The organism is Streptomyces sp. NPDC088817 (assembly GCF_044750345.1).
Taxonomy (GTDB): Bacteria; Actinomycetota; Actinomycetes; order Streptomycetales; family Streptomycetaceae; genus Streptomyces.
Map to the genome: position 1 here is coordinate 129,951 of NZ_JBIVJN010000002.1, position 25,526 is coordinate 155,476.

Sequence of the window (25,526 nt, forward strand, 5' to 3'; positions counted from 1 at the left end):
CGCGGCCCGGCCGGGCTCACTTGCCGTAGGCGAGCATCAGCTTCTCCTTCGTGTCGGCCTTTCCGCTCAGCCGGGTGGTGGAGAGGTAGAGGCGTCCGTCGACCCAGTCGACAGCCCGCGAGTAGAAGCCGTTCTCGATCGACGCGGTGCCCTCCGGGTTCTGCAGCAGCTTCACCGGGGTGTGGGCCGAGCCCGCCGTCGCCACGGACACGACCTGGCCGCCCTCGCCGTACGACGGCTCGACGTACACGACGAGCTGACCGTTCTCCGCCTTGAGCGGCATCATCGAGGTGTCCGTCGGGGACTTCACGCGCCACTTCTCCTTGCCGGTGGCGAGGTCGATGGCGACGATCTCGTTGGCGCCCGTGGTGACGTCGGTGGGCAGGTAGAGGGTGCCGGCGTCGGCGGCGACGGCCTGGCAGCCCTGGAGGTTGCGGGCGAGGATCGCCCAGCCGCACTGGGCGTTGAACTTCGCCTTGCTGTCCACCTGGGAACGGATGGCGCCGCCGCTGCCCAGCGTCGAGATGTTCCAGTGCTTCTTGTCCTTGTCGACCGAGTACAGGACCACCGGGTCGACGGAGTAGACCCGCTCGACCGACCAGTTCTTGGGGATCTTCTTGGTCCACCTGACCGCGCCGGTGGCGGGGTCGAGCTCCTGCACCTCGTCGTGCTCGTTGGAACGGCCTGCCCCGCAGGACGCCACCGAGATCAGCCGGGCACCGCCCGCGAAGGCGCCGGGGAAGCAGGCGTCGCCGTAACGCCGCTTGTCGAACAGCTTCTTGCCGCTGTCGATGTCGTACGCCGTGCCCGACTGCGAACGGCCCACCATCAGGGTCTTGCCGGCCACGGTCATCTCGATGGTGATCGTGCTGTCGAACAGCTCGCCGTCCGCGACCTCGGCCGTCCAGCCCTTCGCCCCGGTGTTCAGGTCGATCTGCTGGAGCTGGTTGCACTTGGCGCGGTCGCTGCTGCCGCTCATGTAGGCCACGACCACCTTGTCGTCGGCCGTCTTCCGCGGTGTCACCGCGCAGATCTTCTCCGGGAACGTGATCGGTTCCCAGGTGGGCTTCCCGTCGGCGACGTTGTAGGCGAAGACCTGCTTGTACGCCGCCTTCACCGCCGCCCTGCCGGTGATCCACATACCGGGGGCCTCGGCGCCGCCACCGGGCGCGGAGGGCGCCTCCTTGTACCAGAGCACCTTCGCCTCGCCGGACTTGCGGCCCGCGTTGAGGTCCTCCGTCTCCCCCTTGCCGTCGCCGCTGCCGTCGCCGGGGTCGACCGGGGCGTCGGAGGCGGCGGACTTCGAGGGCTTCGCGTCGTCGCTCGCACCGGCGACCGGCTTCTTGCCGTCGTCGTCGCCGCCGAAGGCCCACACGCTGACGCCGACGACGAGCAGGGCGGCCACCGCGGCGCCGATGACGACCGCGGTCCTGCCCTTGAACGGGCCGCCGGAGCCGCCGGGGGGCGGGGTGCCGGGCGCGCCCGCGAAGTGCGGCTGCTGCGGATAGCCGTTGCCGGGCTGCCCGTACGGTCCCGGCTGCTGGGGCTGACCGTACGGACCGGGCTGCTGGGGCTGACCGTACGGACCGGGCTGCTGGGGCGGTCCGTACGGCCCGGGCGCGGCGGGCGCTCCGTACGGGCCGGGCTGGGCATAGGGCCCGGGCTGCTGCGGATAGCCGTAGCCGGGCTGGGGCTGCGGCGGTCCCGCGGGCGGGGGCGGGGTCTGCGGCGGCTGGGCCGGGGGCGCGGGCGCGGCCCGGCGCGGGTCCTGGGGCGCGCCGAAGCCGCCCTGGGCCGGCGGGGCCTGGGGCGGCGGGGTCTGCTGGGGAGGCGGCTGCGGGGGACCGAAACCGCCGGACTGCGGCGGCTGTTCCTGCGGTTGCTGCGGCTGATCCTGCGGTGCTCCGAAGCCGCCCTGGGGCGGCCGGCTGGGCGGCTGGGACATCAGCGCGCTTCCCCCTCAATCACTGCTTTCTAGCCACGCCCTGAGGTCTCGACGCACCCAGAGCCGTCCGGGAAAGTTCCCGGACGGCTCATTCCTATCACTCGCGACCCGGCCGTCACCGGTGCGCGTCAGCCCCTGTTCCCAAGGGAGGACCGGCCCGTGACGCGCCCGTTATGCGTGGCGGGCCCGGGGGACCCCTCTCCGGAAAACCGACACGTCCCGTTCACACGGCGCGTGCGTACGCCCCGGCGCGCCGGCCGATCGCTACGCGTCCTCGGCGAGTTCGAGCCAGCGCATCTCCAGCTCCTCCCGCTCCCCCGTCAACGCGCGCAGCTCGGCGTCGAGTTCGGCGACCTTCGCGAAGTCGGTGGCGTGCTCGGCGATCCGCGCGTGCAGCGTGGACTCCTTCTCGGAGACACGGTCCAACTGCCGCTCGATCTTCTGGAGTTCCTTCTTCGCCGCGCGCAGTTCGGCGGCGCTCCGCTCGGGCGCGGCCTGCTCGGCGGCGGGCGCCGGGACCGGGGCGGCGGCCGCGGCCTGCTGCTCCATCCGCTGCCGCCGCTCCAGGTACTCGTCGATGCCGCGCGGCAGCATCCGCAGCGCGCCGTCGCCGAGGAGCGCGTACACCGTGTCGGTGGTGCGCTCGACGAAGAAGCGGTCGTGGGAGATGACGATCATCGACCCGGGCCAGCCGTCGAGGAGGTCCTCGAGCTGTGTGAGGGTCTCGATGTCGAGGTCGTTGGTGGGCTCGTCGAGGAAGAGCACGTTGGGCTCGTCCATGAGCAGGCGCAGCAGTTGCAGCCGCCGCCGCTCACCGCCGGACAGGTCGCCCACCGGCGTCCACTGCTTCTCCTTGCCGAAGCCGAACGTCTCGCACAGCTGCCCGGCGGTCATCTCCCGCCCCTTGCCGAGGTCGACGCGCTCGCGCACCCGCTGCACGGCCTCCAGGACCCGCCAGTCGGGGTCGAGTTCGGCGACCTCCTGGGAGAGGTAGGCGAGCTTCACGGTCCTGCCGACGGCGATCCGGCCGTCGGAGGGCTGTGCCTCGCCCTCGGTGCGGGCGGCGGCCGTCATGGCCCGCAGCAGGGAGGTCTTCCCGGAGCCGTTGACGCCGACGAGACCGATCCGGTCGCCCGGACCGAGCTGCCAGGTGAGGTGCTTGAGCAGCACCTTGGGGCCGGCCTGGACGGTGATGTCCTCCAGGTCGAAGACCGTCCTGCCGAGGCGGGAGGAGGCGAACTTCATCAGCTCGCTGCTGTCGCGGGGCGGCGGCACGTCGGCGATCAGCTCGTTGGCGGCCTCCACGCGGAAGCGGGGCTTGGAGGTGCGGGCGGGGGCGCCGCGCCGCAGCCAGGCCAGCTCCTTGCGGATCAGGTTCTGCCGCTTGACCTCCTCGGTGGCGGCGATGCGCTCGCGTTCGGCGCGGGCGAAGACGTAGTCGGAGTAGCCGCCCTCGTACTCGTAGACGGCCCCGCGCTGCACGTCCCACATACGGGTGCAGACCTGGTCGAGGAACCAGCGGTCGTGGGTGACGCACACCAGCGCGGAGCGGCGCTCGCGCAGATGCCGGGCCAGCCAGGAGATGCCCTCGACGTCGAGGTGGTTGGTGGGCTCGTCCAGGACGAGCAGGTCCTGCTCCTCGATGAGCAGCTTGGCCAGCGCGATCCGCCGCCGCTCACCGCCGGAGAGCGGACCGATGACCGTGTCGAGGCCCTTGGGGAAGCCCGGCAGGTCGAGCCCGCCGAACAGTCCGGTCAGTACGTCCCTGACCTTGGCGTTGCCCGCCCACTCGTGGTCGGCCATGTCCCCGATGACCTCGTGGCGGACGGTGGCCTCCGGGTCGAGGGAGTCGTGCTGGGTGAGCACGCCGAGCCGCAGCCCGCCCACGTGCGTGACCCGTCCGGTGTCGGCGCCCTCCAGCCTGGCCAGCATCCGGATCAGTGTGGTCTTGCCGTCACCGTTCCGCCCCACGACCCCGATCCGGTCCCCCTCGGACACACCGAGCGAGACGCCGTCGAGCAGGGCACGTGTGCCGTACACCTTGCTGACGTTCTCGACATTGACCAGGTTGACGGCCATTTCACTCCTGTGCGCGGGGGTCGGTCAGCCTTCAAGCGTAGGGCCTCGGAGATGAGGAGCGACGCGCGAGGCGATCGTCACCCTTTGTGACGACGTGATCGGGAACGGGCCGCTACCGTGGAGGGCAGGCAGCAGAATCCCGTCCATGGGAGGAACCATGACCGCCGAGCCCGTAGAGCACCGCGTCCAGTGGCCGGTGCCGCCGCTGGACGGCTACACCGTGGACGACCTGTTCACGCTGCCGGATCTCCCGCCGCACACCGAGCTGATCGACGGGAGCCTGGTCTTCGTGGGTCCGCAACGCCGTTTCCACGGCAATGTGATCGACTTGCTCGTCGATGGCCTGCGCAGCAGTCTGCCCGACGAATTCAGGGTCAGCCGGGAAATGACGGTGATCCTCGACAAACGCAACGGTCCCGAACCCGACGTGAGCGTGCTCCGAGCCGACGCGATCACCGGACCGGGCCAGACGAGCTACCAGGCCGAGGACATCCTGCTCGCCGTCGAGGTCGTCTCTCCGGAGTCGGAGTCCCGCGACCGCACGACCAAGCCGCAGAAATACGCCGCCGCGGGAATCCCGAACTTCTGGCGTGTCGAAGAGAACGGAGCGACCGGCAGGCCCGTCATCCACGTCTACGAAGTCGACCCGATGACGAAGGCATACGTGCACATCGGCATGCACCGCGAGCGGATCAAGGTCGAGAAGCCCTACGCCATCGACATCGACCTGGCGGCCATCGACGGGCTCTGAGCCGCACGGCCCCGTCAGAGCACCGTCGCACCCAGGGCGGGCGCCGACGCCGTACGCACCGAACGGCAGGTCCCCGACGCTCGCAGCGCCTCCGCCACCGCGAAGGCCGACTCCGCGTCCGCCACCAGAAACGCCGTGGTCGGCCCCGACCCGGAGACGAGCCCGGCCAGGGCGCCCGCCGCGCGGCCCGCCGTGAGCGTGTCCGCGAGGGACGGGCGCAGGGAGAGCGCGGCGGGCTGGAGGTCGTTGGACAGCGCGGCGGCCAGGGCGGCGGTGTCCCCCTTCTCCAGCGCGGCCAACAGGTCCTCGGAGGCGACCGGTTCGGGAATCTCCGTGCCCTCGGCGAGCCGGTCGAACTCGCGGAACACCGCCGGGGTGGACAGCCCGCCGTCGGCCATCGCGAACACCCAGTGGAAGGTGCCGCCGACCTCCAGCGGGCGCAGCTTCTCCCCGCGCCCGGTGCCCAGCGCCGCCCCGCCGACCAGACTGAACGGCACATCGCTGCCCAGCTCGGCGCAGATGTCGAGGAGTTCGTCGCGGGAGGCGTTCGTGCCCCACAGCGCGTCGCAGGCCACCAGCGCGCCCGCGCCGTCCGCGCTGCCGCCCGCCATGCCCCCGGCGACCGGGATGTCCTTGGCGATGTGGATGTGCACGTCGGGGCTGCGGCCGTACCGCTCGGCGAGGACGAGGGCCGCGCGGGCGGCGAGGTTCGTACGGTCCAGGGGGACCTCGCCCGCGTCCGGGCCCGCGCAGGTCACGCGCAGTTCGTCGGCCTCGGTGACCGTGACCTCGTCGTACAGGCCGACCGCGAGGAAGACGTTCGCCAGGTCGTGGAAGCCGTCGGGGCGGGCGGCGCCGACCGCGAGCTGGGCGTTGACCTTGGCCGGGACACGTACGGTGACGCTCACTTACCGGTCTCCTTGTGTTCGGCGATCCGTGCGAACTCCTGCACCGTCAGCGACTCGCCCCGCGCCTGCGGGGAGACCCCGGCGGCGACCAGGGCCGCCTCCGCCGCCGCGGCCGAACCGGCCCACCCGGCGAGCGCGGCCCGCAGGGTCTTGCGGCGCTGGGCGAAGGCCGCGTCGACGACGGCGAAGACCTGGCGCCTGGTGGCGGTGGTCGCGATCGGTTCCGTGCGCCTGACCAGGGACACCAGGCCGCTGTCGACGTTGGGCGCGGGCCAGAAGACATTGCGGCCGATGGCCCCGGCCCGCTTGACCTCGGCGTACCAGTTGGCCTTCACGGACGGCACGCCGTACACCTTCGAACCGGGCGCCGCGGCGAGCCGGTCGGCGACCTCCGCCTGCACCATCACCAGGGTCCGCTCGATGCTCGGGAAGGTCTCCAGCATGTGCAGCAGGACGGGCACGGCCACGTTGTACGGGAGGTTCGCGACCAGCGCGGTGGGCGCGGGGCCCGGCAGCTCGGTGACGTGCATCGCGTCGGAGTGCACCAGCGCGAAACGGCCGGCGCGGTCCGGCATCCGGGCGGCGACGGTCGCGGGCAGCGCGGCGGCGAGCACGTCGTCGATCTCGACGGCGGTGACCCGCTCGGCGGCCTCCAGCAGGGCGAGGGTGAGGGAGCCGAGCCCCGGGCCGACCTCGACGACCACGTCCTCGGGCCGGACGTCGGCGGTGCGGACGATACGGCGTACGGTGTTCGCGTCGATCACGAAGTTCTGGCCGCGTTGCTTGGTGGGGCGCACGCCGAGTGCGGCCGCCAGTTCGCGGATGTCGGCGGGGCCCAGAAGGGCGTCGGGGGCGGGGCTGCTCACGGCACAAGGGTACGGGGACACAACCAGCCCAACCGCCACACCCACCGCCGAGGGGCCGCGCTCCGACTGCGGGGGTCGCCTCCGCCTCCGTGTGGCTAGCCCCGTAGGCGGGTGCCGCAGTGGGGCCAGGGGGTCGGGCCGCGGGTCACGTACAGCTTTTTCGCGCGGTAGGTCTGTTCCTCCGCCGGGGCGTCCTGGGGGCGGCCCCGGCCGCCGAGGCTGTGCCAGGTGCCCTCGTCGAACTGGTACAGGCCGCCGTACGTGCCCGAGGGGTCCACGGCGTCCGCCCTGCCGCCGGACTCGCACTGCGCGAGCCCCTGCCAGTCGAGGTGGTCGGCGCCCCGCACCGACCGCGGGTGGGCCCCGGTGCCGACCTTCACGATCTGCGTCCGCGGCGCCCGCACCACCTCCGACTCCACGCGCCACGGCCGCTGCCGCACGCCGTTGACGGTACGCACGGAGTACACGACCCGGCGCACCCCCGGCTGCCCGGCACGCTCGACGACCTCCGTCCCCGTGAACAGGGACGGGTCGGCGGTGCGCCGTACGGCGAACGGGATGAGCTCCTCGCGCGTCTCCCGGCTCCCGGTGATCCGCAGCACGGTGACCGTCTGCCCGTCGCGCGGGAAGCTGGACGGCGCCACGGAGGTGGTGTCCTGGCCCCGCAGCATGATCCCGGCCTCGTTCACCGCGTCCCGCACGGTCGCCGCGTTGGTGCGGATCGTGCGGGCGCGGCCGTCCGCCATGACGGTCACCGAGCGTTCGGTGCGCACGTCGAGCGCGAGCCCGGCGCGTCCGATGGGCTGCGAGCGCGCGGCCGACAGATACGCGCCCTCCGCGCGCACGCCCCACTGCGCGAGCGCCTCCTCGACCGTGCGCGCCGTCGTCCACACCTCGCGGCGCTGTCCGTCGAGCGTCAGCCGGACCGGCCGCCCGCGGCGCACGGTGATCTCGTCGCCGCTGGTGAGCGCGGTCTCGGGGCCGGGCAGCACCACGTCGTGCGGCCCGAGCCGCACACCCTCGTCGGCCAGCAGTCCCGAGACGTCGTCGGCGAAGGTGTGCAGGCTGCGCCCGCTGCCGTCGACGCTGAGCTCGATCGCCTTGTCCGTGGCGAGGAACGCGGTGGTCCCGCCCGCCAGGAACGCGACGACCAGCGCGCGGGGCAGCAGCCGGCGCACGCTCGTCTCCGGCCGCTCCGTGTACCGCGCCCTGCGCCGCCGCGCGCCCCGGTGCGTGCCGCCACCGCCGCTCGTGCCGCTCCCCGTACCGCTTCCGGCCGGCCGGGTCTGCCGGGGCAGCGGCACCAACTGGGTCGGCTCGTGCGCGGCCGACCAGCTGGCGGCCTCGTAGGCGGGCCGGTACGTGTCCGCGTACGGCGGTCCCTCGGGCCCGTACGGCAGCGTCGGCGCGGTGTGCACATCGTGGGGGACGACACCGGCCTGCTCGTACTGCCGGTACGGGTCGCCCTGCTCGTACAGGACGCCGACCTGGACCTGCTGATACGGGTCGCACTCCCCGTACCCCAGGCACTCCCCGTACTCCCCGTACTCCCCGTACCCCTCGTACAGGCCGTACTGCTCGTACGGGTTGTACGGCCCGTAGGGCTCATACGCCTCGTGGTTCTCGTATGCGCCGTACGCCTCGTACGTCTCGTACGCCTCGTACGTCTCGTACCGCAGATCGCTCACGCGGCCAGAACCTAGCGGAGCGCCCGTCACCCTCCAAAGCGCTCCGAGTGCGCTCAGTAGTCGAAGGCGCGGGCCGTGTTGCCCGCGAGCGCCGTCGCCAGGGTGTCCTCGTCGATGCCGCGCACGGCGGCCATCGCACGCACCGTGACCGGAACGAGGTACGGGGCGTTGGGCCGTCCGCGGTACGGCGCCGGCGTCAGGAAGGGCGCGTCGGTCTCCACCAGGACCAGCTCCAGCGGAGCGACGGCGAGGGCGTCCCGCAGGTTCTGGGCGTTCTTGAAGGTGACGTTGCCGGCGAAGGACATGTAGTAGCCGGCGCGGGCGCACACCTCGGCCATCTCCGCGTCGCCCGAGTAGCAGTGGAACACCGTCCGCTCGGGGGCGCCCTCCTCCTTGAGGACGCGCAGGACGTCGGCGTGCGCGTCCCGGTCGTGGATGACGAGGGCCTTGCCGTGCCGCTTGGCGATCTCGATGTGGGCGCGGAAGGACCGCTCCTGTGCCGCCTTGCCCTCGGGTCCGGTACGGAAGTGGTCGAGCCCGGTCTCGCCGACGCCCTTGACCTGGGGCAGCGCGGCCAGCCGGTCGATCTCGGCCAGGGCCTCGTCGAGCGCGGCGTCCCCGCCCGGCTCGCGCGCCCCCTGCCGCGACCAGCCGTCGGGGTCGCCGTGCACGATGCGCGGCGCCTCGTTCGGGTGCAGGGCGACGGTCGCGTGGACGCTGTCGTACGCGGCGGCCGTCTCGGCGGCCCAGCGCGAGCCGCCGAGGTCGCAGCCGACCTGGACGACCGTCGCCACACCCACCGACGCGGCCTTGGCCAGACCCTCCTCGACCGTGCCTGACTGCATGTCGAGGTGGGTGTGGGAGTCGGCGACCGGTATCCGGAGCGGCTCCGGAAGCGGGGGCGCCGCGTTCTTGTCGGCGTTCGAAGGCATGACCCGATCCTACGGAAGGGGCCGGCCGTCACCCTTCGCCGTCCGCCGGCAGCGGGGACGCGCCCTCCTCAGCCCGCCTTGTCAGCCGGCCTTGCGGTGGAAGGGGTGCAGCAGGTCCGAGAGGTGCCAGTGGTGGTCGCCGTGGGCCTCCTGCGCGCGGTCCGCCGCCTCCTCCCCGGGCGGGGGCGTCTCACTCCGGTCCGCCACGGGTGCCGCCGGACGGTGCCGCGGCTCCTCGTGCCGGTGCTCCTCGTGCCGGTGCAGATGGCTCTGCGCGGACGACACCCGCCCGGCCCGCATGATCCGGACGACGTGCCCGTCGCAGTTCTGGCAGTTCGGCCGGCTCAGCGGGGACGGCACGACGCGGCCGTCCGCCACGTACCGCACGCACTCGTGGCCGTCGCCGTCCGTGTAGTGCTCGATCTCGTACGACTGCTCCCACCCGTGCCCGCACCTCATGCAGGCGAAGGAATAGGACTCGTTGACGACGGCGGTGGCCGTACCGCGGTGGCCGAAGCCCCGCCCTTCGATGTCGCTCATGCCAGCTCCTCGTGTCCGCGTGTCCGCTGGACAAAGGGGACGGTTGCCGTCCCGTCGTCCAGTGAACTCCTCCGCCGGCGGCGACGCACAAGGGCTGGGGAGTGTTGGAGGCGTTTTGGGCCCCGCTTGCCAAAGGGTCCCTCCGACGGCCGAAGTCCCTTTGCCTTCCCGGACGGCTCTTTGCCGCTCCATGGGGCGCCCGCTCATGAGAGAAGCGCCCTGCTCAGAGCGGGTGTGAGCCAGGTCTCACGCCCCCGCGCGCTTGGCGGCGACCACCGCGTCGAACACCTCACGCTTGGGCACCCCGGCCTCGACCGCGACGGCCGCGATGGCCTCCTTGCGGCGTTCCCCGGCCTCCTCGCGCACCCGCACCCGGCGCACCAGTTCCTCGGCGCCGATCTCCTCGGGCCCCTTCTCCGGCGCCCCCTCGACCACGACGGTGATCTCGCCGCGCACGCCCTCGGCGGCCCACGCGGCCAGCTCCCCGAGCCCGCCGCGCCGCACCTCCTCGTAGGTCTTGGTCAGCTCCCGGCAGACGGCGGCCCGCCGCTCGGCACCGAACACCTCAGCCATCGCCGCGAGCGTGTCGTCGAGCCGGTGCGGGGCCTCGAAGTAGACCAGCGTGCGCCGCTCGTCCGCGACCTCCCGCAGCCGGCCCAGCCGCTCGCCCGCCTTGCGCGGCAGGAATCCCTCGAAGCAGAACCGGTCGACCGGCAGCCCGGACAGCGCGAGCGCGGTGAGCACGGCGGACGGGCCCGGCACGGCCGTCACCCGGACGTCCTGCTCCACGGCGGCCGCGACCAGCCGGTAGCCCGGGTCGGACACGGACGGCATGCCCGCGTCCGTCACCAGCAGCACACGCGCCCCGCCGAGCAGCTCCTCGACCAGCTCCGGCGTGCGGGCGGACTCGTTGCCCTCGAAGTACGACACGACGCGCCCCTTGGGGGTGACGCCGAGCGCCTGGGTGAGCCGGCGCAGCCGCCGGGTGTCCTCCGCGGCGACCACGTCGGCGCCGGCCAGCTCCTCGGCGAGCCGGGGCGGCGCGTCCTGGACGTCGCCGATGGGGGTGCCCGCCAAAACAAGGGTTCCAGTCACGCGTCCCATCCTCTCAAGCGCCGCCGCGGGCGGATGTCGCGTGCCGTCGTGGGCGAACGCGTCCCGGCCGGTACCGGCCATGCGCGGGACTCACACAGAACGGTTCCCTACGATGGCGCGGTGACCAGTACCGCGTCCCACACGGACACCCGGCAGGGCCCGGCTCCGCACGACCAGCGGCCGACATGGCAGCAGCGCCTGCGCCGCTTCGGCCACTTCGCGGGGCCCGCAAGCGGCGAGAGGGGCGTCGTCGACCGGCTGGTGCCGCCGTATGCGCAGCCCGGCGGGCGCCTGTGGGCGGCCCTGGGCGTCCCGCGGACCCTCGCCGACCGGCTCGTGCGCTGGTCCGGCTGGGGCGGCCCGCTGCTGATCACGCTGGTGGCCGGCGTGCTGCGGTTCTGGAACCTGGGCAGCCCGAAGGCGGTGATATTCGACGAGACGTACTACGCCAAGGACGCGTGGGCGCTCGTCCACCGCGGCTTCGAGGTCAACTGGGACAAGAACGCCAACGACCTGATCCTCCAGACCGGCGGGCACGTCCCCATCCCCACGGACGCGGCCTATGTCGTGCACCCGCCGGTCGGCAAGTACGTGATCGGCCTCGGCGAGCTGATCTTCGGGTTCAACCCGTTCGGCTGGCGCTTCATGACGGCCCTGCTCGGCACGCTGTCGGTGCTGATGCTGTGCCGGATCGGCCGGCGGCTGTTCCGCTCCACCTTCCTCGGCTGCCTGGCGGGCGCGCTGATGGCGGTGGACGGCCTGCACTTCGTGATGAGCCGGACCGCGCTGCTCGACGGCGTGCTGATGTTCTTCGTGCTGGCGGCCTTCGGCTGCCTGCTGATCGACCGCGACCGGAGCCGGGCGAAACTCGCCGCCGCGCTTCCGGCCGACGACGACGGGCGGGTGCGGCCCGACGCGTACACGGCCGAGACGGCCCGCCTCGGGCTGCGCCCGTGGCGCTGGGCGGCGGGCCTCATGCTGGGCCTGGCGTTCGGCACCAAGTGGAACGGCCTGTACGTCCTGGCCGCGTTCTGCGTGATGGCCGTGCTGTGGGACGTGGGCGCCCGCAAGGTGGCGGGCGCCTGGCACCCGTACTCGGCCGTGCTGAGGCGGGACACCGGCATCACGTTCCTGGCCACGGTCCCGGTCGCGATCGCCGTGTACCTGGTCTCCTGGATCGGCTGGATCCGCTCCCCCGCCGACGGCAGCGGCGGCTACTTCCGCGACTGGGCCGCGAACGACGGCAAGGGCGGAGGCTTCGCCTTCCTGCCGGACTGGCTGCGCAGCCTGTGGCACTACGAGCACGAGGTCTACAAGTTCCACGTCGGCCTGTCCTCGCCGCACAACTACCAGTCCAACCCGTGGAGCTGGATCGTCGACGGCCGCCCGGTCTCGTACTTCTACGAGTCGCCCTCCCCCGGCACGGCGGGCTGTCCCACGGACGCCGCCGGCAAGTGCGCCCGCGAGGTCCTCGCCATCGGCACGCCGATGCTGTGGTGGGCGGCCTGCGCCGCGCTGGTGTACGTGCTGTGGCGCTGGTTCTTCCGCCGCGACTGGCGTGCGGGCGCCATCGCCTGCGGCGCAGCCGCCGGCTATCTGCCCTGGTTCCTGTACCAGGAGCGCACGATCTTCTTCTTCTACGCCATCGTCTTCCTGCCCTTCCTCTGCCTGGCCGTGGCGATGCTGATCGGCGCGATCGTGGGCCCGCCCGGCTCCTCGGAGACCCGCCGCGTCGCGGGCGCGACCGGCGCGGGCGTCCTGTTCCTGCTGATCGCCTGGAACTTCGTCTACTTCTGGCCGCTGTACACGGGCACGTCGATCCCGATCGACTCCTGGCGTTCGCGGATGTGGCTGGACACCTGGGTCTGACGGGGCCCGGCGTCACGGCAGCCGAGCCGACGTGTCGAGCAACAGGGCTTCCACGGCGGCGAGTTCACCCGCGGAGGTGGGGCGCGATGTCTCAAGATGCGCGCCCCGGCCGTCGCGGTGACACTGAGAGGACGTCTGAGCAAGCGCCGAAAGGAGCGACCACATGCGTATTCGACGCGCTCTCACCGCCGCCCTCGCCGCGGCCGCCCTCGCCGGGCTCGGCGTCGTCAACGCCGCGACTGCCCAGGCCGCTTCGCCTCGCATCAGCTGGGGCGACTGCACCTCCAGCGGTGGTTATGTGGTGAACCCGTCTCCCAGCGCCTACGTGTGCAACGGCGGGAAGTACGGCGGGGCCGCCATCACGTCGATGTAGACGCGGCCCACAGACGGCACCAAGCTGTCCGAGACGACCCCGTCCGGAGGCAAGTGCCCCCGGCCGGGGCCCCGCAGGACCTTCGAGCAAAGAGGACGGAGTTTCCCCGAGGCTTGCCCGTGCGACCTGTGGAGGACTCATGTACACGACTCGATCCCGTGCCCGTTTCGCCGCCGTCTGCGCCACCACCCTGTGCGTCACGGGTGCCCTGTCGCTCCCGGCCCTCGCCTCGTCGTCGCCCTCGCCGTCGGCGGTCTCCAAGCTGGACAAGCAGTTCCTGACCGCGGCCCATCAGGGAAACCTGTGGGAGATCACGACCAGTGAGCAGGCTCAGAGCGCCGCGACCACCGCCTGCGTCAAGCGGGTCGGCCTGGACTTCATCCGCGACCACCGCACCCTCGACGCCGCTGTCACCAAGACCGCGACCCGACTCGGCGTGGTCCTGCCGTCCACGCAGACGGACGCGCAGCTGAGGCAGACCGCCGCCCTCAAGCGCCTCGCCGGGACACGCGCGTACGACACCGCGTGGCTCAAGGCCCAGTACCCCGCCCACGCGCAGACCCTCGCGCTCATCGACAAGGAGATCGCCACGGGCGACAACCCGGCAGTCAAGGCCCTGGCCAAGAGCGCCCGCCCGGTGGTCGCACGCCACACCGACATGGTCAACCACGGCGTGTGCCACGCGTAAGACGCCCGCCGGCTCACGGATATGAGTCACAGTCAGCCGGCTGACCTCCCTCAGCCGGCTGATCACTGTTCGGACACCATTCGAAAACGGCCCCGCGGACTCCCTGACGGGCGCCTACAGTGCGGTGGTCCGCAACGGAGAGGGAGCGCTTTCATGCGCAAGGGGGTCAAGGCCGCGGTCATCGGCGGGGTGTTCGCCGCGATGATCGGCGGTGCGGGGTACGGGACGTACAACTTCGTGTCCGCGCTGAACGGGAGCACGGAGGTGGGCGGCAGCGGCCCGGCGCCGGCCAGGACCGGGCCGCCGAGCGGGGACGAGGTGAAGGAGACCTCGGCGAAGTTCTTCGCGGCCTGGGAGAAGAACAAGCCCGCCGAGGCCGCCTCGTACACCGACTTCCCCGAGGCGGCCGAGCAGTTGCTCACCGTCTACGGACACGACGCGCACATCACCGGCGTGAGGATCACCCCCGGCACCGCCGCCGGGGCCACCGTGCCCTTCTCGGTCAAGGCCACTGTGTCGTACGACGGGAAGTCCAAACCGCTGGCCTACGCCAGCCGGTTGAGCGTCGTACGCGGCGTGTCCACCCACCAGCCGCTGGTCGACTGGCAGCCCTCCGTCGTCCACCCCGACCTGGCCAAGGGCGACTCGCTCGTCACCGGGGAGTCGCCGTCACCGCCGATCGAGGCCGTCGACCGCAACGGCGTCGTGCTGACCAAGGACAAGTACCCCTCGCTCGGGCCGATCCTGGACGAGCTGCGCGGCAAGTACGGCGACAAGGCGGGCGGCGAACCGGCGGTCGAGCTGAGCATCCTGCACGAGGCCTCCGGCGCCGCCCAGACCCCGCTGATCACCCTCGCCAAGGGCCGGCCGGGCAAGCTGCACACCACCCTCAGCGCGACTGCGCAGGCGGCGGCCGAGCAGGCCGTGCAGCGGTACGCCGAGTCGTCCGTGGTCGCCGTGAAGCCGTCCACCGGCGAGGTGCTCGCGGTCGCCAACCACCGGGCGGACGGCTTCAACGCGGCCTTCCTCGGCCGGCTCGCGCCCGGCTCCACCATGAAGATCCTCAGCGCGGCCACCCTGATCGACAACGGGATCACGACGGCCGCCGGGCCCGCGCCCTGCCCGAACGAGGCGGTGTGGCAGAGCCAGACCTTCCACAACCTCAAGAACATGCCGCCCAACGAGAACGCCACCCTCGCGGAGAGCTTCGCCCGGTCCTGCAACACGGCGTTCGTGAAGTACGCGGACGACGTCCAGGTGGACTCCCTGACCAAGGAGGCCGAGGAGCGCTTCGGGCTCGGCCGGGACGACTGGAAGGTCGGCATCCCCTCCTTCGACGGCTCCGTCCCCGCCTCGGGCGGCCCGGACACCGCCGCCAACCTGATCGGCCAGGGCCAGGTCCAGATGAGCCCGCTGAACATGGCGTCGGTGACGGCGACCGCGATGACCGGCGCCTTCCGCCAGCCCGTCATCGTGTCCGCCACGCTCGACGGCCGCCCGCTGGCCCGCGCCCGGGGCCTGTCGGCGGGCACGGTCGCCCAGCTGCGGCAGATGATGTACCGCACCGCCACGAGCGGCACCGCCGCCCAGGCGATGTCCGGGCTCGGCGGCAGCATCGGCGCGAAGACCGGCTCCGCGGAGGTCGACGGCCAGGAAAGGTCCAACAGCTGGTTCACCGGCTACCGCAACGACATGGCGGCGGCCGCCGTGACCCAGGAGGGCGGCCACGGAGGCGACGCGGCGGGCCCGATCGTGGCGTCCGTCCTCCGCACGGCGGGCTGACCGCCGCACACACCCGCCCGTCCGCCGTCCCGGACCGCGTCACCCCGCTCGGTCCGGGACCCGCCCCCTGGGTGCACCCGTGAGAAGAAGCCCTAGGGTGGGGCCGTCATTGAGGACCGTGGGGGCAGTGGGGCAGCGGGGGCCCCGGGGGATTTGGCGGAGGACGGAAGGCAGTGGGGAAGAGAAGGCGCGTCGCCGAGCGACGGAAGACGACTCCGGCCGTGGTCGGCGGGGTGATCGCCGTCGTCGTCGGCGGGGCCGGCGTCGGCGTCTACGCGCTGTACGGCGGCGGTGCGGCCGCCGACGACCGGCCGCACACGACGGCCGCGGACGGGCCGGAGAAGAAGACCGGGCCGCTGTCGGCGGCCGAGGTGCAGACCACGTCCGAGCGTTTCCTGGCGGCCTGGCAGCAGGGCAGGCCGACCGAGGCGGCCGCCGCGACCAGCGACGCCACGGCGGCCACCGGCCTGCTCACCGGCTACGCCAAGGACGCGCATCTGAAGGACGTCACCCTGACCGCGGGCACCGCCGCGGGCGACAAGGTGCCGTTCTCCGTGAAGGCCACGGTGTCCTACAAGGGACTGACCAGGCCGCTGGCGTACGAGAGCGCGCTGACCGTCGTGCGCGGCGCCGCGGACGGTGAGCCGGTCGTGGACTGGCACGCCGCCGTCGTCCACCCCGAACTGAAGGACGGCGACACCCTCGTCACCGGCGAGTCCGGCACCCCGCCGGTCAAGGCCCTGGACCGGAACGGCGCGGAGATGACCACCGCCACGTACCCGTCGCTCGGCCCGGTCCTGGACGGACTGCGCGAGAAGTACGGCGCGACGGCCGGCGGCAGCGCGGGCGTGGAGCTGCGCGTGATCCGCGGCAAGGAGTCGAAGAAGGCGGACCTGTCCGACAAGACGCTCGTCGAGCTGAGCCAGGGCACGCCGGGCACGGTGAGGACGACGCTGAGCCCGTCCCTCCAGGCGGCGGCCGAGAAGGAGGTGTCGAAGACCGAACGGGCCTCGGTGGTCGTGATGCGTCCGTCGACCGGCGAGATCCTCGCGGTGGCGAACTCCAACCGCGGTTTCAACACCGCCTTCCTGGGTTCCCTCGCCCCCGGCTCCACGATGAAGATCATCACCTCGTCGCTGCTCTTCGAGAAGGACCTGGCCTCGGCGAACAAGACGCACCCCTGCCCGAAGACGTTCACCTACGGCGGCTGGAAGTTCCACAACGACAAGGACTTCGAGATCAAGGGCGGCACCTTCAAGGCCAGCTTCGCCCGCTCCTGCAACACGGCCTTCATCAGCCAGGCGAAGAAGCTGAAGGACGCCGACCTGACCCAGCAGGCCCAGCAGGTCTTCGGCCTGGCGATGGACAACTGGGCAATCGGTGTGCCGTCCTTCGACGGCGCGGTCCCGGTGCAGACGGCCGCCCCGATGGGCGCCTCGCTCATCGGGCAGGGCGGGGTCCGGATGAACCCGCTGAACATGGCGTCGGTGGCCTCGACGGTCAAGGCGGGCGTCTTCCACCAGCCGTACCTGGTCTCCCCGGACGCCGACCACCGCAAGCTGGCCACGGCCTCCCGGACGATGTCCGCGTCCACCCTGTCCCAGCTGCGCGAAGTGATGCAGTACACCGCCGCGTACGGCACGGCCGCCCAGGCCATGGCCGGACTCGGCCCGGACTACGGCGCCAAGACGGGTTCCGCCGAGGTCGACAACCAGAAGAAGGCCAACGGCTGGTTCACCGCCTACCGCGGCGACCTCGCGGCCGCGGGCGTCGTGCAGGCGGGCGGCCACGGCGGCGACACGGCCGGTCCGATAGTGGCGGCCCTGCTGAAGGCCGGGAGCTGACGGCGGCCGGACGCACCGCGGGCACCGGCGGCGTCACCCGTGGGTGACCGCCGCCGGTGACGCCCGGTAGGTCCGCCTCAGAAACCTGAGCACCGCCTTCGTGTCGAGCTGCACCACCGAGACACCGCGCGTGGAGTGGAACTCGATCACGGCCTGCACCCGCCCGCAGGGCCACACCCGCACGTCGCCGCTGCCGGCCGGGGCACGCAGCCCCTGTTCCAGCAGCGACCGGGGGAAGGTCCACTCGTGCGGGCCGGGCAGGTCGACCATGACGGCGCGCGGGTCCTGAAGGGAGTCGTAGCGAAGGACGACCGGGACGGCCCCGACGTCGTCGGGCACGTCTTCGGTGAGGATGTGGGCTCGTGCGTGCTGTTCGACCACCGACATCGGACGACCCCTAACGCTGTGTGACCTGTGCGAGGGCTGGACATCCGCTTTCCCTCCAATGTCGCATATTTCCAGGATTCCGCTTCCTGAACATTCGCGGGCCGGCCACATCAACGACACCCTCGCTCTTGCAAGAGCTTCGCAACAAGCCCTTATCATCGAACGGTGCATGTGCCTGACGGATTCATCAACGCGCCCACCTCCGCCGTCGCCGGAGTCGTCGCCGCCGGCGCCGTCGCCGTGAGCCTGCGCGGTGCGCGCCGGGAACTCGACGAACGGACCGCGCCGCTGGCCGGTCTCGTCGCGGCGTTCATCTTCGCCGTGCAGATGCTGAACTTCCCCGTCGCGGCCGGCACCAGCGGCCACCTGCTCGGCGGGGCACTGGCCGCGATACTCGTGGGCCCCTACACCGGGGTCCTCTGCGTCAGTGTCGTCCTGCTCATGCAGGGCATCCTCTTCGCCGACGGCGGCCTGACCGCGCTCGGCGTCAACATCACCGACATGGCGATCGTCACGACGGTGGTGGCCTACGCCGTCTTCCGCGGACTGGTCAAGGTGCTCCCGCGGCGCCGCAGCTCGGTCACCGCGGCCTCCTTCGTAGCCGCGCTCGTCTCCGTCCCCGCCGCCGCCGTCGCCTTCACGCTGATCTACGCGGTCGGCGGCACCACCGACGTGGCGATCGGCAAGGTCGCCACCGCCATGATCGGCGTGCACGTCCTCATCGGCATCGGCGAGGCCGCGATCACCGCGCTGACCGTCGGCGCCGTCATCGCCGTGCGCCCGGACCTGGTGTACGGCGCGCGCGGCCTGGAGCAGCGCCTGAAGCTGCGGGTGAACGGCGAACTCGTCGACGCCCCCGCGGCCGAGCCGGAGCCCGTGCCCGCCGCCGCCCGGTCCCATCGCAAGGTGTGGATCACCGGCCTGGTCACCTCCCTCCTCCTCGCCGGATTCGTCAGCTTCTACGCCTCGGCCAGCCCCGACGGTCTGGAGAAGATCGCCCACGACCAGGGCATCGACAAGAAGGAGGAGGCGCACGCCGCCGCCGACTCCCCGCTCGCCGACTACGGGGTGAAGGACATCGCCGACGCCCGGCTGTCCGGCGGGCTCGCGGGCGTGATCGGCGTCGGGGCGACCGTCGTCGCGGGCAGCACGGTCTTCTGGGTGGTCCGCAGGCGGCGCACGGCCGCCGAGCCGTCCCACCCCTCCTCCCAGGCGGCCTGACGTGGGGGCGGATGGGGGTACCGCCCACGCGTTCAGCAGTGGGGGAGCGCACCGGTTGTACCGGCACGGGCACTCCCCCGTGCACGCGCTGCCGCCGCACACCAAACTGGCCGCCGTCTTCGCCTTCGTCGTGGTCGTGGTGTCGACCCCGAGGGAGGCGATGTGGGCGTTCGCCGCGTACGCCGCCCTGCTCGCCGCCGTCGCCTCCGTGGCCCGCGTGCCCGCAGGGTTCCTGCTCAAGCGGCTGCTGATCGAGGTCCCGTTCGTCGCGTTCGCGGTGCTCATGCCGTTCGTGGCCCAGGGCGAGCGGGTGGACGTCCTCGGGATGTCGCTGAGCGTGAACGGGCTGTGGGGCGCCTGGAACGTGCTCGCCAAGGGCACCCTCGGTGTCGCCGCGTCCGTCCTGCTGGCGAGCACGACGGAACTGCGCGAGCTGCTGCTCGGCCTGCAACGCCTGAAGCTGCCGCCGCTGCTGGTGCAGATCGCGTCCTTCATGATCCGCTACGGCGACGTCATCACCGACGAGATGCGGCGGATGCGGATCGCCCGCGAGTCCCGCGGCTTCGAGGCGCGCGGGATCCGGCACTGGGGCGTGCTCGCCAAGTCCGCGGGAGCCCTGTTCATCCGCTCCTACGAGCGCGGGGAACGCGTGCACCTGGCGATGGTGAGCCGGGGGTACGCCGGTTCGATGCCGGTCATCGACGAGGTGACCGCGTCCCTGGCGCAGTGGTCGTACGCCCTGGCCCTCCCCTGTGCCGCGTTCGCCGTCTGTCTGCTGGGATGGGTCCTGTGACAGCTTCTCTGGAGGTCTCCGGCCTCGCCTTCGCCTATCCCGACGGCCACCAGGCCCTGTTCGGCGTGGACTTCAGCATCGGGCGCGGCGAACGGGTCGCCCTGCTCGGCCCCAACGGCGCCGGGAAGACCACCCTGGTGCTGCATCTGAACGGCATCCTGGGCGGGGGCACAGGGACGGTGACGGTCGCCGGGCTGCCGGTCGGCCGGAAGCACATGGCCGAGATCCGGCAGAAGGTCGGCATCGTCTTCCAGGACCCGGACGACCAGTTGTTCATGCCGACCGTGCGGGAGGACGTGGCCTTCGGGCCCGCGGCGGCCGGACTCAAGGGGCCGGAACTCCAGGCGCGGGTCACCACGGCCCTGGAGCGGGTCGGGATGGCGGAGTTCGCCGACCGCCCGCCGCACCACCTCTCGTTCGGCCAGCGCCGCCGGGTCGCGGTGGCGACCGTCCTCGCCATGGAGCCGGAGATCCTCGTCCTGGACGAGCCCTCGTCCAATCTGGACCCCGCCTCGCGCCGTGAGCTGGCCGACATCCTGCGCTCGTTGGACGTGACGGTGCTCATGGTCACCCACGACCTTCCGTACGCGCTGGAGTTGTGCCCGCGCGCGCTCGTCCTCAGCGACGGTGTGATCGCGGCCGACGGAGCGACCGGCGAACTGCTCGCCGACGACGCGCTGATGCGCGCCCACCGCCTGGAGCTGCCCTTCGGCTTCGACCCGCGGTCCGTGACGACGGGCGCGTGACGGGTCGGGGCGCCGCCGCCGGGACGCCGCGTCGGGACCGCCGCCCGAGGTGAGCGGACGCCCGGCAACGCCGACATAACGATCGTGCCAAGCCGGCCCACCACAGGAATCGCAGGCCGGGGCAGCCGGTTGCACCCACTGTCGCAGGCGAAGAGCGGAAGGAGTGGCGGACGTGGACGTGCACGGCACAGTGGCCGAGGGCTTCGAGCCGGTCGGGGAGGCGTTCGCGGCGAACTTCGCGCTGCGCGGCGAGCGGGGCGCCGCGGTGGCCGTGTACCGGGACGGACACCGGGTCGTGGACCTGTGGGCAGGGACGCGGGACGTCGACGGCACGGCGGACTCGGCACCCTGGGAGCGGGGCACCGCGCAGATCGTGCGCTCGGCGACCAAGGGCGTCGCCGCGGCCGTCCTCCTGCTGCTGCACCAGCGCGGGGAACTGGACCTGGACGCGCCGGTGGGAACGTACTGGCCCGAGTTCAAGGCGTCCGGCAAGGAGCGGACGCTGGTCCGCGACCTGCTGGCCCACCGTGCGGGCGTCCCCGTCCTCGACCGCCCGCTCACACCGGAGCAGGCCGCCGATCCGGTGCTGGGCGCCGAGGCGGTCGCCGCGCAGGCGCCGGCCTGGGAGCCGGGCACGGACCACGGCTACCACGCGCAGACGTACAGCTGGCTGACGGCCGAGCTGGTGCGACGGATCACGGGCCGCTCGATCGGCGAGTGGATCGCGCACGAGGTGGCCGGCCCGGTGGGGGCCGACCTGTGGGTGGGGCTGCCGGCGGGCGAGAGCGGGCGTGTGGGACGCGTGGGCCAGGTGGAGCCCCCGCGTACCGCCACGGGCCTTCGCACCCGCCCCAAGCGGTCCGTGGCCGAGGCGTACGCCGACCCGGAGTCGCTGACCCGGCGGGCGTTCGCGGCGATCACCCCGCTGCCCGACGAGAACGACCCCGCCTACCGCGCGGCGGTCCTGCCCGCGTCCAACGGCATCGCCACGGCCGACGGTCTGGCCCGCTTCTACGCGGCGCTGATCGGCGAAGTGGACGGCGGCACCCGCCTGTTCACCCCGCGCACCATGGAGCTGGCCCGCACGGAGCACTCCGCCGGGCCCGACCGCGTGCTGGTGGCCCCCACCCGCTTCGGCCTCGGCCCCATGCTGCACAGCCCAGCGTCGCCCCTGCTCGGCCCCGGCTCCTTCGGCCACCCCGGCCGCGGCGGCGCCCTGGGCTTCGCCGACCCGGACTCGGCCGTCGCCTTCGCCTATGTCACCAACGGCTTCCACTCCAACGTGACGGCGGACCCGAGGGCCCAGGCCCTGGTCCACGCGGTGCGGGCGTCCCTGGCGTAGGCCCGCCTCCCCGCCCGGGTGTCAGACGTGGATGGGCTGCGAGACACGGCCCGAGGCCTCGTCGATCTCGCCGTGCGCCTTGGTGAGGAGCTGCATGGCGAGCTCGTTCAGGGCCCTCGCGCCGGCGATCTCCTCGCCGACCCGTGGCTGGTCGGAGTCGGTACGGTGGCGGCTGGCCCTGCCGTGCCCCCGGACCTCACTGCCGTCGGGCAGCCGCACCAGCGCCGCCGCCCGGGTGTGCTGCCCGTCCTCCTGGAACTCCATCTCGATGTGCCATCCCACAACGGTCTTCATCATGACGGTCACCTCCGGAACACCTGCTTCCAGAGTGCCCCTCCCCCGCCCCCGACGCACCCAAGACGGGACGCGGCGGAGACCTCCGCCTTCGAGGTGAGATACCGCACAGCTCCGCAGCGCAACGGCGCGGCGTCGTTGGAGAAGCTGGGCTGGAGCCGGCTTCTCTTTCTGCGGAAAGCGACAGGACGCGACCCGATCACCCAGGAGGAGGCGGCGGAGGTCGACCGCCTGGGAATTCGCTGGCTGACGCTGGGCTGAGCATGGCCGTGCAGCGCGTCAGCACTGCTGAACATTCGCTGGGCCGAGAGAAAACCGCCCGGCAATATGCGAAGCGGAGCCTGGCGTATACGCACAGGCTCCGCTTCTTGCAGTAGCGGGGACAGGATTTGAACCTGCGACCTCTGGGTTATGAGCCCAGCGAGCTACCGAGCTGCTCCACCCCGCGTCGGTATGGGAATACTCTACGCCACTCGGCGACGTCCGGTGACCAGCCCCGGTCGGCGAACAGGACCGCCGGCGTCATGTGGTGCGTTCGCGCACGTCCACGAGGATGCCGCCGGCCTGCGCGACCAGCGCCCCGGGGGCCATCGGGAAGACGGTGTACGGGGTTCCGGCGGCAGCCCAGATGACGTCGTGGTCGAGCAGTGAACGGTCGGCGAGCACGCGCGTGCGGGTCCGGTGGCCGAAGGGCGGTACGCCGCCGATGGCGTACCCGGTCGCCTCCCGTACGACGTCCGCCTTGGCCCGCGTGACCTTCTCGGCGCCAAGTTCCTCACGGACCCGCTCGACGTCCACCCGGGAGGCACCGTCCATGAGCACCAGCACCGGCTCCCTGTCGGCCGCGAAGATCAGCGACTTGCAGATCTGGCTCAGTTCGCAGCCGATGGCCGCCGCGGCCTCGGCGGCGGTCCTGGTCGCCTCGGGGAACCTGCGGACCTCGGGGAGCAGCGCGTCGAGCCCCAGCTCACGCAGGGCGTCGGCGAAGCGGGGGTGGGCTCCCGACTCGGGTGTCGTCGTCATGGACGGCAGGCTAGCCGCCGGTCACGGACATCACGAGGGGATTCCCACGGGGTGGACGAGGCGGCCGGGACGGACGAGACCGGTGAGGGTGCGCCGTCCCCACGGCACCCTCACCGGTCGTTCCGTCCCGGCGGGCTACGAACTCACGCCCCGACCAGCTCCCGCCGTTCGTCCGGGTCGGCGTGGAGCGGCTGCTCGGTGTGCAGGGCCGTGCCCTCCACGTCGACGTCGGGCAGGGCGCGCTCCAGCCAGCCGGGCAGCCACCAGGCCCGCCGGCCCAGCAGGGCCAGCACCGCCGGCACGATCGCCATGCGCACGATGAACGCGTCGAAGAACACCGCGATCGCCAGGCCGAAGCCGATCATCCTGACCATCGACTCGCTGGAGCCGATGAAGCCGGAGAAGACGGCGATCATGATGACCGCGGCGGCCGTCACCACCCGCGCCCCGTGCCGGAAACCGGTCACCACGGCCTGGCCCGGCGTCTCACCGTGCACGTACGCCTCGCGCATCCGGGTGACGAGGAACACCTCGTAGTCCATCGCGAGTCCGAAGACGACACCCACCATGAAGATCGGCATCATCGACATGACCGGGCCGGTCTCCTCGACGTGCATCAGGCCCGACAGCCAGCCCCACTGGAAGACCGCGACCACCGCGCCGAGCGCCGCCAGCACCGACAGCAGGAAGCCGAGCGCCGCCTTGAGCGGGACCAGGACCGAGCGGAAGACCACGATCAGCAGCAGGAAGGCCAGGCCGACCACCAGCGCCAGATACGGCAGCAGCGCGTCGTTGAGCTTCTGCGAGACGTCGATGTTCATCGCCGTGGACCCGGTGACGAGCACCTTCGCGTCGGTCTTCGCCTCGATGTCGCCACCCGCGCCGCGGATGGCGTGCACCAGGTCCTCGGTGGCGGTGGAGGACGGCTTGGAGTCGGGTACGACGGTCACGGTCGCGGTGTCGCCGGCCTCGTTGGGCTGCGCCTCCGTCACCGTCACGACGTTCTTGAGGCCCTTGATCTCGTCGGTGACCTTGGTGAAGGACGCCTTGGGGTCGGCGCTGCCGCTGGCGTCGACCACGAGCAGCAGGGGGCCGTTGAAGCCGGGTCCGAAGCCCTCCGAGAGCAGGTCGTAGGCGCGGCGCTGGGTGGTGGAGACGGGCTGGGAGCCGTCGTCCGGCAGGCCCAGTTCGAGGGAGCCGGCCGGTATCGCGGCGGCGCCCAGGCCGAGCACGCCGAGCGACAGCACGGCGACCGGGCGGCGGACCACGAAGCTCGCCCAGCGGGTGCCCATGTTGGGCCGGTCCGGCCGCGGCTCGGGGCGCCGGCGGCAAAGCAGTCCGCTCGTCGCGCCGATCGGCTTGACCCGTCGGCCCGCGTAGCCCAGCAGCGCCGGGATCATCGTCAGCGCGATGAGGACGGCGATGACGACCGTGCCGGCCGCCGCCAGGCCCATCTTCGTGAGCATCGGGATGTTGACCACGGACAGTCCCACGAGGGCGATGACGACGGTCAGGCCGGCGAAGACCACCGCGGAGCCCGCCGTGCCGACGGCCCTCCCGGCGGCCTCCTCGCGCTCGCGGCCCTCGGCGAGTTCGGCGCGGTAGCGGGAGACGATGAACAGGGCGTAGTCGATGCCGACCGCGAGACCGATCATCGTGGCCAGGATGGACGTGGTGGAGCCCAGGTCCAGGGTGTTGGCGAGGGCGGTGATCGTCGAGACGCCGATGCCGACGCCGATGAGCGCGGTCAGCAGCGGCAGTCCGGCCGCGACGAGCGAGCCGAAGGTGATGACGAGGACGACGGCCGCGATCGCGATGCCGATGACCTCGCTCGCGCCGGTCTCCGGTGCGGTCTGGAGGGCGTCACCGCCGATCTCCACGGTCAGCCCGGCGTCCCTCGCGTGCTGCGCGGCCTCCTTCAGGGCGGTGCGGGAGGAGTCCTCCAGCTCCATGCCGGAGACCTTGTACCGCACCGACGCGTAGGCGATCGTGCCGTCCTCGCTGACGGCGTGCGCGGTGTAGGGGTCGGCGACGGAGGCGACCTCCGAGCCGCTGGACAGCTCCTCGACCGTCTTCTCGACGGTCGCCTTGTTCCCGGCGTCCGTCATCTTCTCGCCGCTCGGTGCCTTGAACACCACGCGGGCGGTGGCTCCGTCGGCGCTCGCGCCGGGGAACCGCTGTTCCAGCAGGTCGAAGGCCTTCTGCGCCTCGGTGCCCGGAATGGAGAAAGAGGTGTTCCCGGCGGCCGGCGCGGAGGCCGCGCCGACGCCGGCGAGGGTGAGCAGCACCAGCCAGGCAAGGGCGACGAAGTGCCGTCGCCGGAAGGCGAGGCGGCCCAGTCTGTAGAGGAACGTGGCCAC

The 25,526-nt window shown here is 72.2% G+C and carries 23 protein-coding genes and 1 tRNA gene; 11 read left to right on the plus strand and 13 right to left on the minus strand.

What is annotated here, in order from left to right:
• Positions 1-16: 16 nt before the first annotated feature.
• Positions 17-1,945 (minus strand): PQQ-binding-like beta-propeller repeat protein, encoded by a 1,929-nt coding sequence (locus ACIP4X_RS04200; protein ID WP_358736179.1) that lies wholly within the window; start codon positions 1,943-1,945, stop codon positions 17-19.
• Between the two features lie 264 nt (positions 1,946-2,209).
• Complete coding sequence (locus ACIP4X_RS04205; protein WP_358736180.1) at positions 2,210-4,024, minus strand: ABC-F family ATP-binding cassette domain-containing protein; 1,815 nt, start codon at positions 4,022-4,024, stop codon at positions 2,210-2,212.
• Positions 4,025-4,169: 145 nt separating this feature from the next.
• On the opposite strand from ACIP4X_RS04205, the gene ACIP4X_RS04210 reads away from it, so the two are divergent.
• Positions 4,170-4,775 carry a Uma2 family endonuclease gene (locus ACIP4X_RS04210; RefSeq protein WP_391453970.1) on the plus strand — a complete coding sequence of 202 codons (606 nt, stop codon included), beginning with the start codon at positions 4,170-4,172 and terminating at the stop codon, positions 4,773-4,775.
• Between the two features lie 14 nt (positions 4,776-4,789).
• Here the strand turns inward: ACIP4X_RS04210 and ACIP4X_RS04215 are convergent, their stop codons facing one another.
• The 6 genes from ACIP4X_RS04215 to rsmI form a co-directional block, all read right to left on the minus strand.
• Positions 4,790-5,683, minus strand: coding sequence for a 4-(cytidine 5'-diphospho)-2-C-methyl-D-erythritol kinase (locus ACIP4X_RS04215; RefSeq protein WP_391453972.1), 894 nt, complete (start codon positions 5,681-5,683; stop codon positions 4,790-4,792).
• Positions 5,680-6,549, minus strand: a complete 870-nt coding sequence (rsmA, locus tag ACIP4X_RS04220; protein WP_358736184.1) for a 16S rRNA (adenine(1518)-N(6)/adenine(1519)-N(6))-dimethyltransferase RsmA — start codon at positions 6,547-6,549, stop codon at positions 5,680-5,682. The genes ACIP4X_RS04215 and rsmA overlap by 4 nt, the downstream gene beginning before the upstream one ends.
• 95 nt (positions 6,550-6,644) lie before the next feature.
• Positions 6,645-8,237 carry a ubiquitin-like domain-containing protein gene (locus ACIP4X_RS04225; RefSeq protein ID WP_401346535.1) on the minus strand — a complete coding sequence of 531 codons (1,593 nt, stop codon included), beginning with the start codon at positions 8,235-8,237 and terminating at the stop codon, positions 6,645-6,647.
• 53 nt (positions 8,238-8,290) lie between these two features.
• On the minus strand, positions 8,291-9,169 hold the full coding sequence (locus ACIP4X_RS04230) for a TatD family hydrolase (protein ID WP_401346537.1): 879 nt from the start codon (positions 9,167-9,169) through the stop codon (positions 8,291-8,293).
• 81 nt (positions 9,170-9,250) lie between these two features.
• The gene (locus ACIP4X_RS04235; RefSeq protein ID WP_358736190.1) at positions 9,251-9,709 is read right to left on the minus strand and encodes a hypothetical protein; all 459 of its coding nucleotides are present in this window, start codon (positions 9,707-9,709) and stop codon (positions 9,251-9,253) included.
• A 246-nt stretch (positions 9,710-9,955) separates the two neighbouring features.
• Entirely contained in the window at positions 9,956-10,804 is an 849-nt protein-coding gene (rsmI, locus tag ACIP4X_RS04240) for a 16S rRNA (cytidine(1402)-2'-O)-methyltransferase (RefSeq protein WP_358736192.1), read from the minus strand.
• Between the two features lie 120 nt (positions 10,805-10,924).
• Here rsmI and ACIP4X_RS04245 point away from each other — a divergent pair, with 120 nt between their 5' ends.
• The 5 genes from ACIP4X_RS04245 (at position 10,925) to ACIP4X_RS04265 (ending at position 17,360) form a co-directional block, all read left to right on the plus strand.
• Entirely contained in the window at positions 10,925-12,673 is a 1,749-nt protein-coding gene (locus ACIP4X_RS04245) for a dolichyl-phosphate-mannose--protein mannosyltransferase (protein ID WP_401346540.1), read from the plus strand.
• Between the two features lie 163 nt (positions 12,674-12,836).
• The gene (locus tag ACIP4X_RS04250; protein WP_358736196.1) at positions 12,837-13,046 is read left to right on the plus strand and encodes a hypothetical protein; all 210 of its coding nucleotides are present in this window, start codon (positions 12,837-12,839) and stop codon (positions 13,044-13,046) included.
• 139 nt (positions 13,047-13,185) lie between these two features.
• The gene (locus ACIP4X_RS04255) at positions 13,186-13,734 is read left to right on the plus strand and encodes a DUF4142 domain-containing protein (protein ID WP_358736198.1); all 549 of its coding nucleotides are present in this window, start codon (positions 13,186-13,188) and stop codon (positions 13,732-13,734) included.
• 153 nt (positions 13,735-13,887) lie between these two features.
• Positions 13,888-15,516, plus strand: a complete 1,629-nt coding sequence (locus ACIP4X_RS04260) for a penicillin-binding transpeptidase domain-containing protein (RefSeq protein ID WP_401346543.1) — start codon at positions 13,888-13,890, stop codon at positions 15,514-15,516.
• A 173-nt stretch (positions 15,517-15,689) separates the two neighbouring features.
• A complete protein-coding gene (locus tag ACIP4X_RS04265) occupies positions 15,690-17,360 on the plus strand; it encodes a penicillin-binding transpeptidase domain-containing protein (RefSeq protein ID WP_401346545.1) in 1,671 nt (556 codons plus the stop codon).
• Positions 17,361-17,393: 33 nt separating this feature from the next.
• Here ACIP4X_RS04265 and ACIP4X_RS04270 read toward each other — a convergent pair whose 3' ends face one another.
• Positions 17,394-17,747: an SsgA family sporulation/cell division regulator gene (locus ACIP4X_RS04270; RefSeq protein ID WP_358736204.1), complete on the minus strand. Its 354-nt coding sequence runs from the start codon at positions 17,745-17,747 to the stop codon at positions 17,394-17,396.
• Between the two features lie 165 nt (positions 17,748-17,912).
• On the opposite strand from ACIP4X_RS04270, the gene ACIP4X_RS04275 reads away from it, so the two are divergent.
• The 4 genes from ACIP4X_RS04275 to ACIP4X_RS04290 all read left to right on the plus strand — a co-directional run bounded on the left by ACIP4X_RS04275 (position 17,913) and on the right by ACIP4X_RS04290 (position 21,849).
• Positions 17,913-18,968, plus strand: coding sequence for an energy-coupling factor ABC transporter permease (locus ACIP4X_RS04275; RefSeq protein ID WP_358736206.1), 1,056 nt, complete (start codon positions 17,913-17,915; stop codon positions 18,966-18,968).
• 1 nt (position 18,969) lies between these two features.
• Positions 18,970-19,761 carry a cobalt ECF transporter T component CbiQ gene (cbiQ, locus tag ACIP4X_RS04280; protein ID WP_401346548.1) on the plus strand — a complete coding sequence of 264 codons (792 nt, stop codon included), beginning with the start codon at positions 18,970-18,972 and terminating at the stop codon, positions 19,759-19,761.
• On the plus strand, positions 19,749-20,507 hold the full coding sequence (locus ACIP4X_RS04285) for an energy-coupling factor ABC transporter ATP-binding protein (RefSeq protein WP_401346550.1): 759 nt from the start codon (positions 19,749-19,751) through the stop codon (positions 20,505-20,507). The genes cbiQ and ACIP4X_RS04285 overlap by 13 nt, the downstream gene beginning before the upstream one ends.
• A gap of 172 nt (positions 20,508-20,679) precedes the next feature.
• Positions 20,680-21,849, plus strand: a complete 1,170-nt coding sequence (locus ACIP4X_RS04290) for a serine hydrolase domain-containing protein (protein WP_401346552.1) — start codon at positions 20,680-20,682, stop codon at positions 21,847-21,849.
• Between the two features lie 21 nt (positions 21,850-21,870).
• Here the strand turns inward: ACIP4X_RS04290 and ACIP4X_RS04295 are convergent, their stop codons facing one another.
• Positions 21,871-22,146 (minus strand): DUF1876 domain-containing protein, encoded by a 276-nt coding sequence (locus ACIP4X_RS04295; RefSeq protein WP_358736213.1) that lies wholly within the window; start codon positions 22,144-22,146, stop codon positions 21,871-21,873.
• A 93-nt stretch (positions 22,147-22,239) separates the two neighbouring features.
• On the opposite strand from ACIP4X_RS04295, the gene ACIP4X_RS04300 reads away from it, so the two are divergent.
• The gene (locus ACIP4X_RS04300) at positions 22,240-22,404 is read left to right on the plus strand and encodes a hypothetical protein (protein WP_401346555.1); all 165 of its coding nucleotides are present in this window, start codon (positions 22,240-22,242) and stop codon (positions 22,402-22,404) included.
• A gap of 113 nt (positions 22,405-22,517) precedes the next feature.
• Here ACIP4X_RS04300 and ACIP4X_RS04305 read toward each other — a convergent pair.
• From ACIP4X_RS04305 to ACIP4X_RS04315, 3 genes are all read right to left on the minus strand, one after another.
• A tRNA-Met gene (locus ACIP4X_RS04305) sits at positions 22,518-22,591 on the minus strand.
• A gap of 74 nt (positions 22,592-22,665) precedes the next feature.
• Positions 22,666-23,166, minus strand: coding sequence for a YbaK/EbsC family protein (locus ACIP4X_RS04310; RefSeq protein WP_358736215.1), 501 nt, complete (start codon positions 23,164-23,166; stop codon positions 22,666-22,668).
• A gap of 143 nt (positions 23,167-23,309) precedes the next feature.
• Positions 23,310-25,526 (minus strand): MMPL family transporter, encoded by a 2,217-nt coding sequence (locus ACIP4X_RS04315; RefSeq protein ID WP_401346559.1) that lies wholly within the window; start codon positions 25,524-25,526, stop codon positions 23,310-23,312.

Coding starts and splice junctions, on each gene's coding strand:
- ACIP4X_RS04200 (WP_358736179.1), bottom strand. CDS start 1,945: ATGTCCCAGCCGCCCAGCCGGCCGCCCCAGGGCGGCTTCGGAGCACCG.
- ACIP4X_RS04205 (WP_358736180.1), bottom strand. CDS start 4,024: ATGGCCGTCAACCTGGTCAATGTCGAGAACGTCAGCAAGGTGTACGGC.
- ACIP4X_RS04210 (WP_391453970.1), top strand. CDS start 4,170: ATGGGAGGAACCATGACCGCCGAGCCCGTAGAGCACCGCGTCCAGTGG.
- ACIP4X_RS04230 (WP_401346537.1), bottom strand. CDS start 9,169: ATGCCTTCGAACGCCGACAAGAACGCGGCGCCCCCGCTTCCGGAGCCG.
- ACIP4X_RS04235 (WP_358736190.1), bottom strand. CDS start 9,709: ATGAGCGACATCGAAGGGCGGGGCTTCGGCCACCGCGGTACGGCCACC.
- ACIP4X_RS04250 (WP_358736196.1), top strand. CDS start 12,837: ATGCGTATTCGACGCGCTCTCACCGCCGCCCTCGCCGCGGCCGCCCTC.
- ACIP4X_RS04255 (WP_358736198.1), top strand. CDS start 13,186: ATGTACACGACTCGATCCCGTGCCCGTTTCGCCGCCGTCTGCGCCACC.
- ACIP4X_RS04260 (WP_401346543.1), top strand. CDS start 13,888: ATGCGCAAGGGGGTCAAGGCCGCGGTCATCGGCGGGGTGTTCGCCGCG.
- ACIP4X_RS04270 (WP_358736204.1), bottom strand. CDS start 17,747: ATGTCGGTGGTCGAACAGCACGCACGAGCCCACATCCTCACCGAAGAC.
- ACIP4X_RS04285 (WP_401346550.1), top strand. CDS start 19,749: ATGGGTCCTGTGACAGCTTCTCTGGAGGTCTCCGGCCTCGCCTTCGCC.
- ACIP4X_RS04295 (WP_358736213.1), bottom strand. CDS start 22,146: ATGATGAAGACCGTTGTGGGATGGCACATCGAGATGGAGTTCCAGGAG.
- ACIP4X_RS04310 (WP_358736215.1), bottom strand. CDS start 23,166: ATGACGACGACACCCGAGTCGGGAGCCCACCCCCGCTTCGCCGACGCC.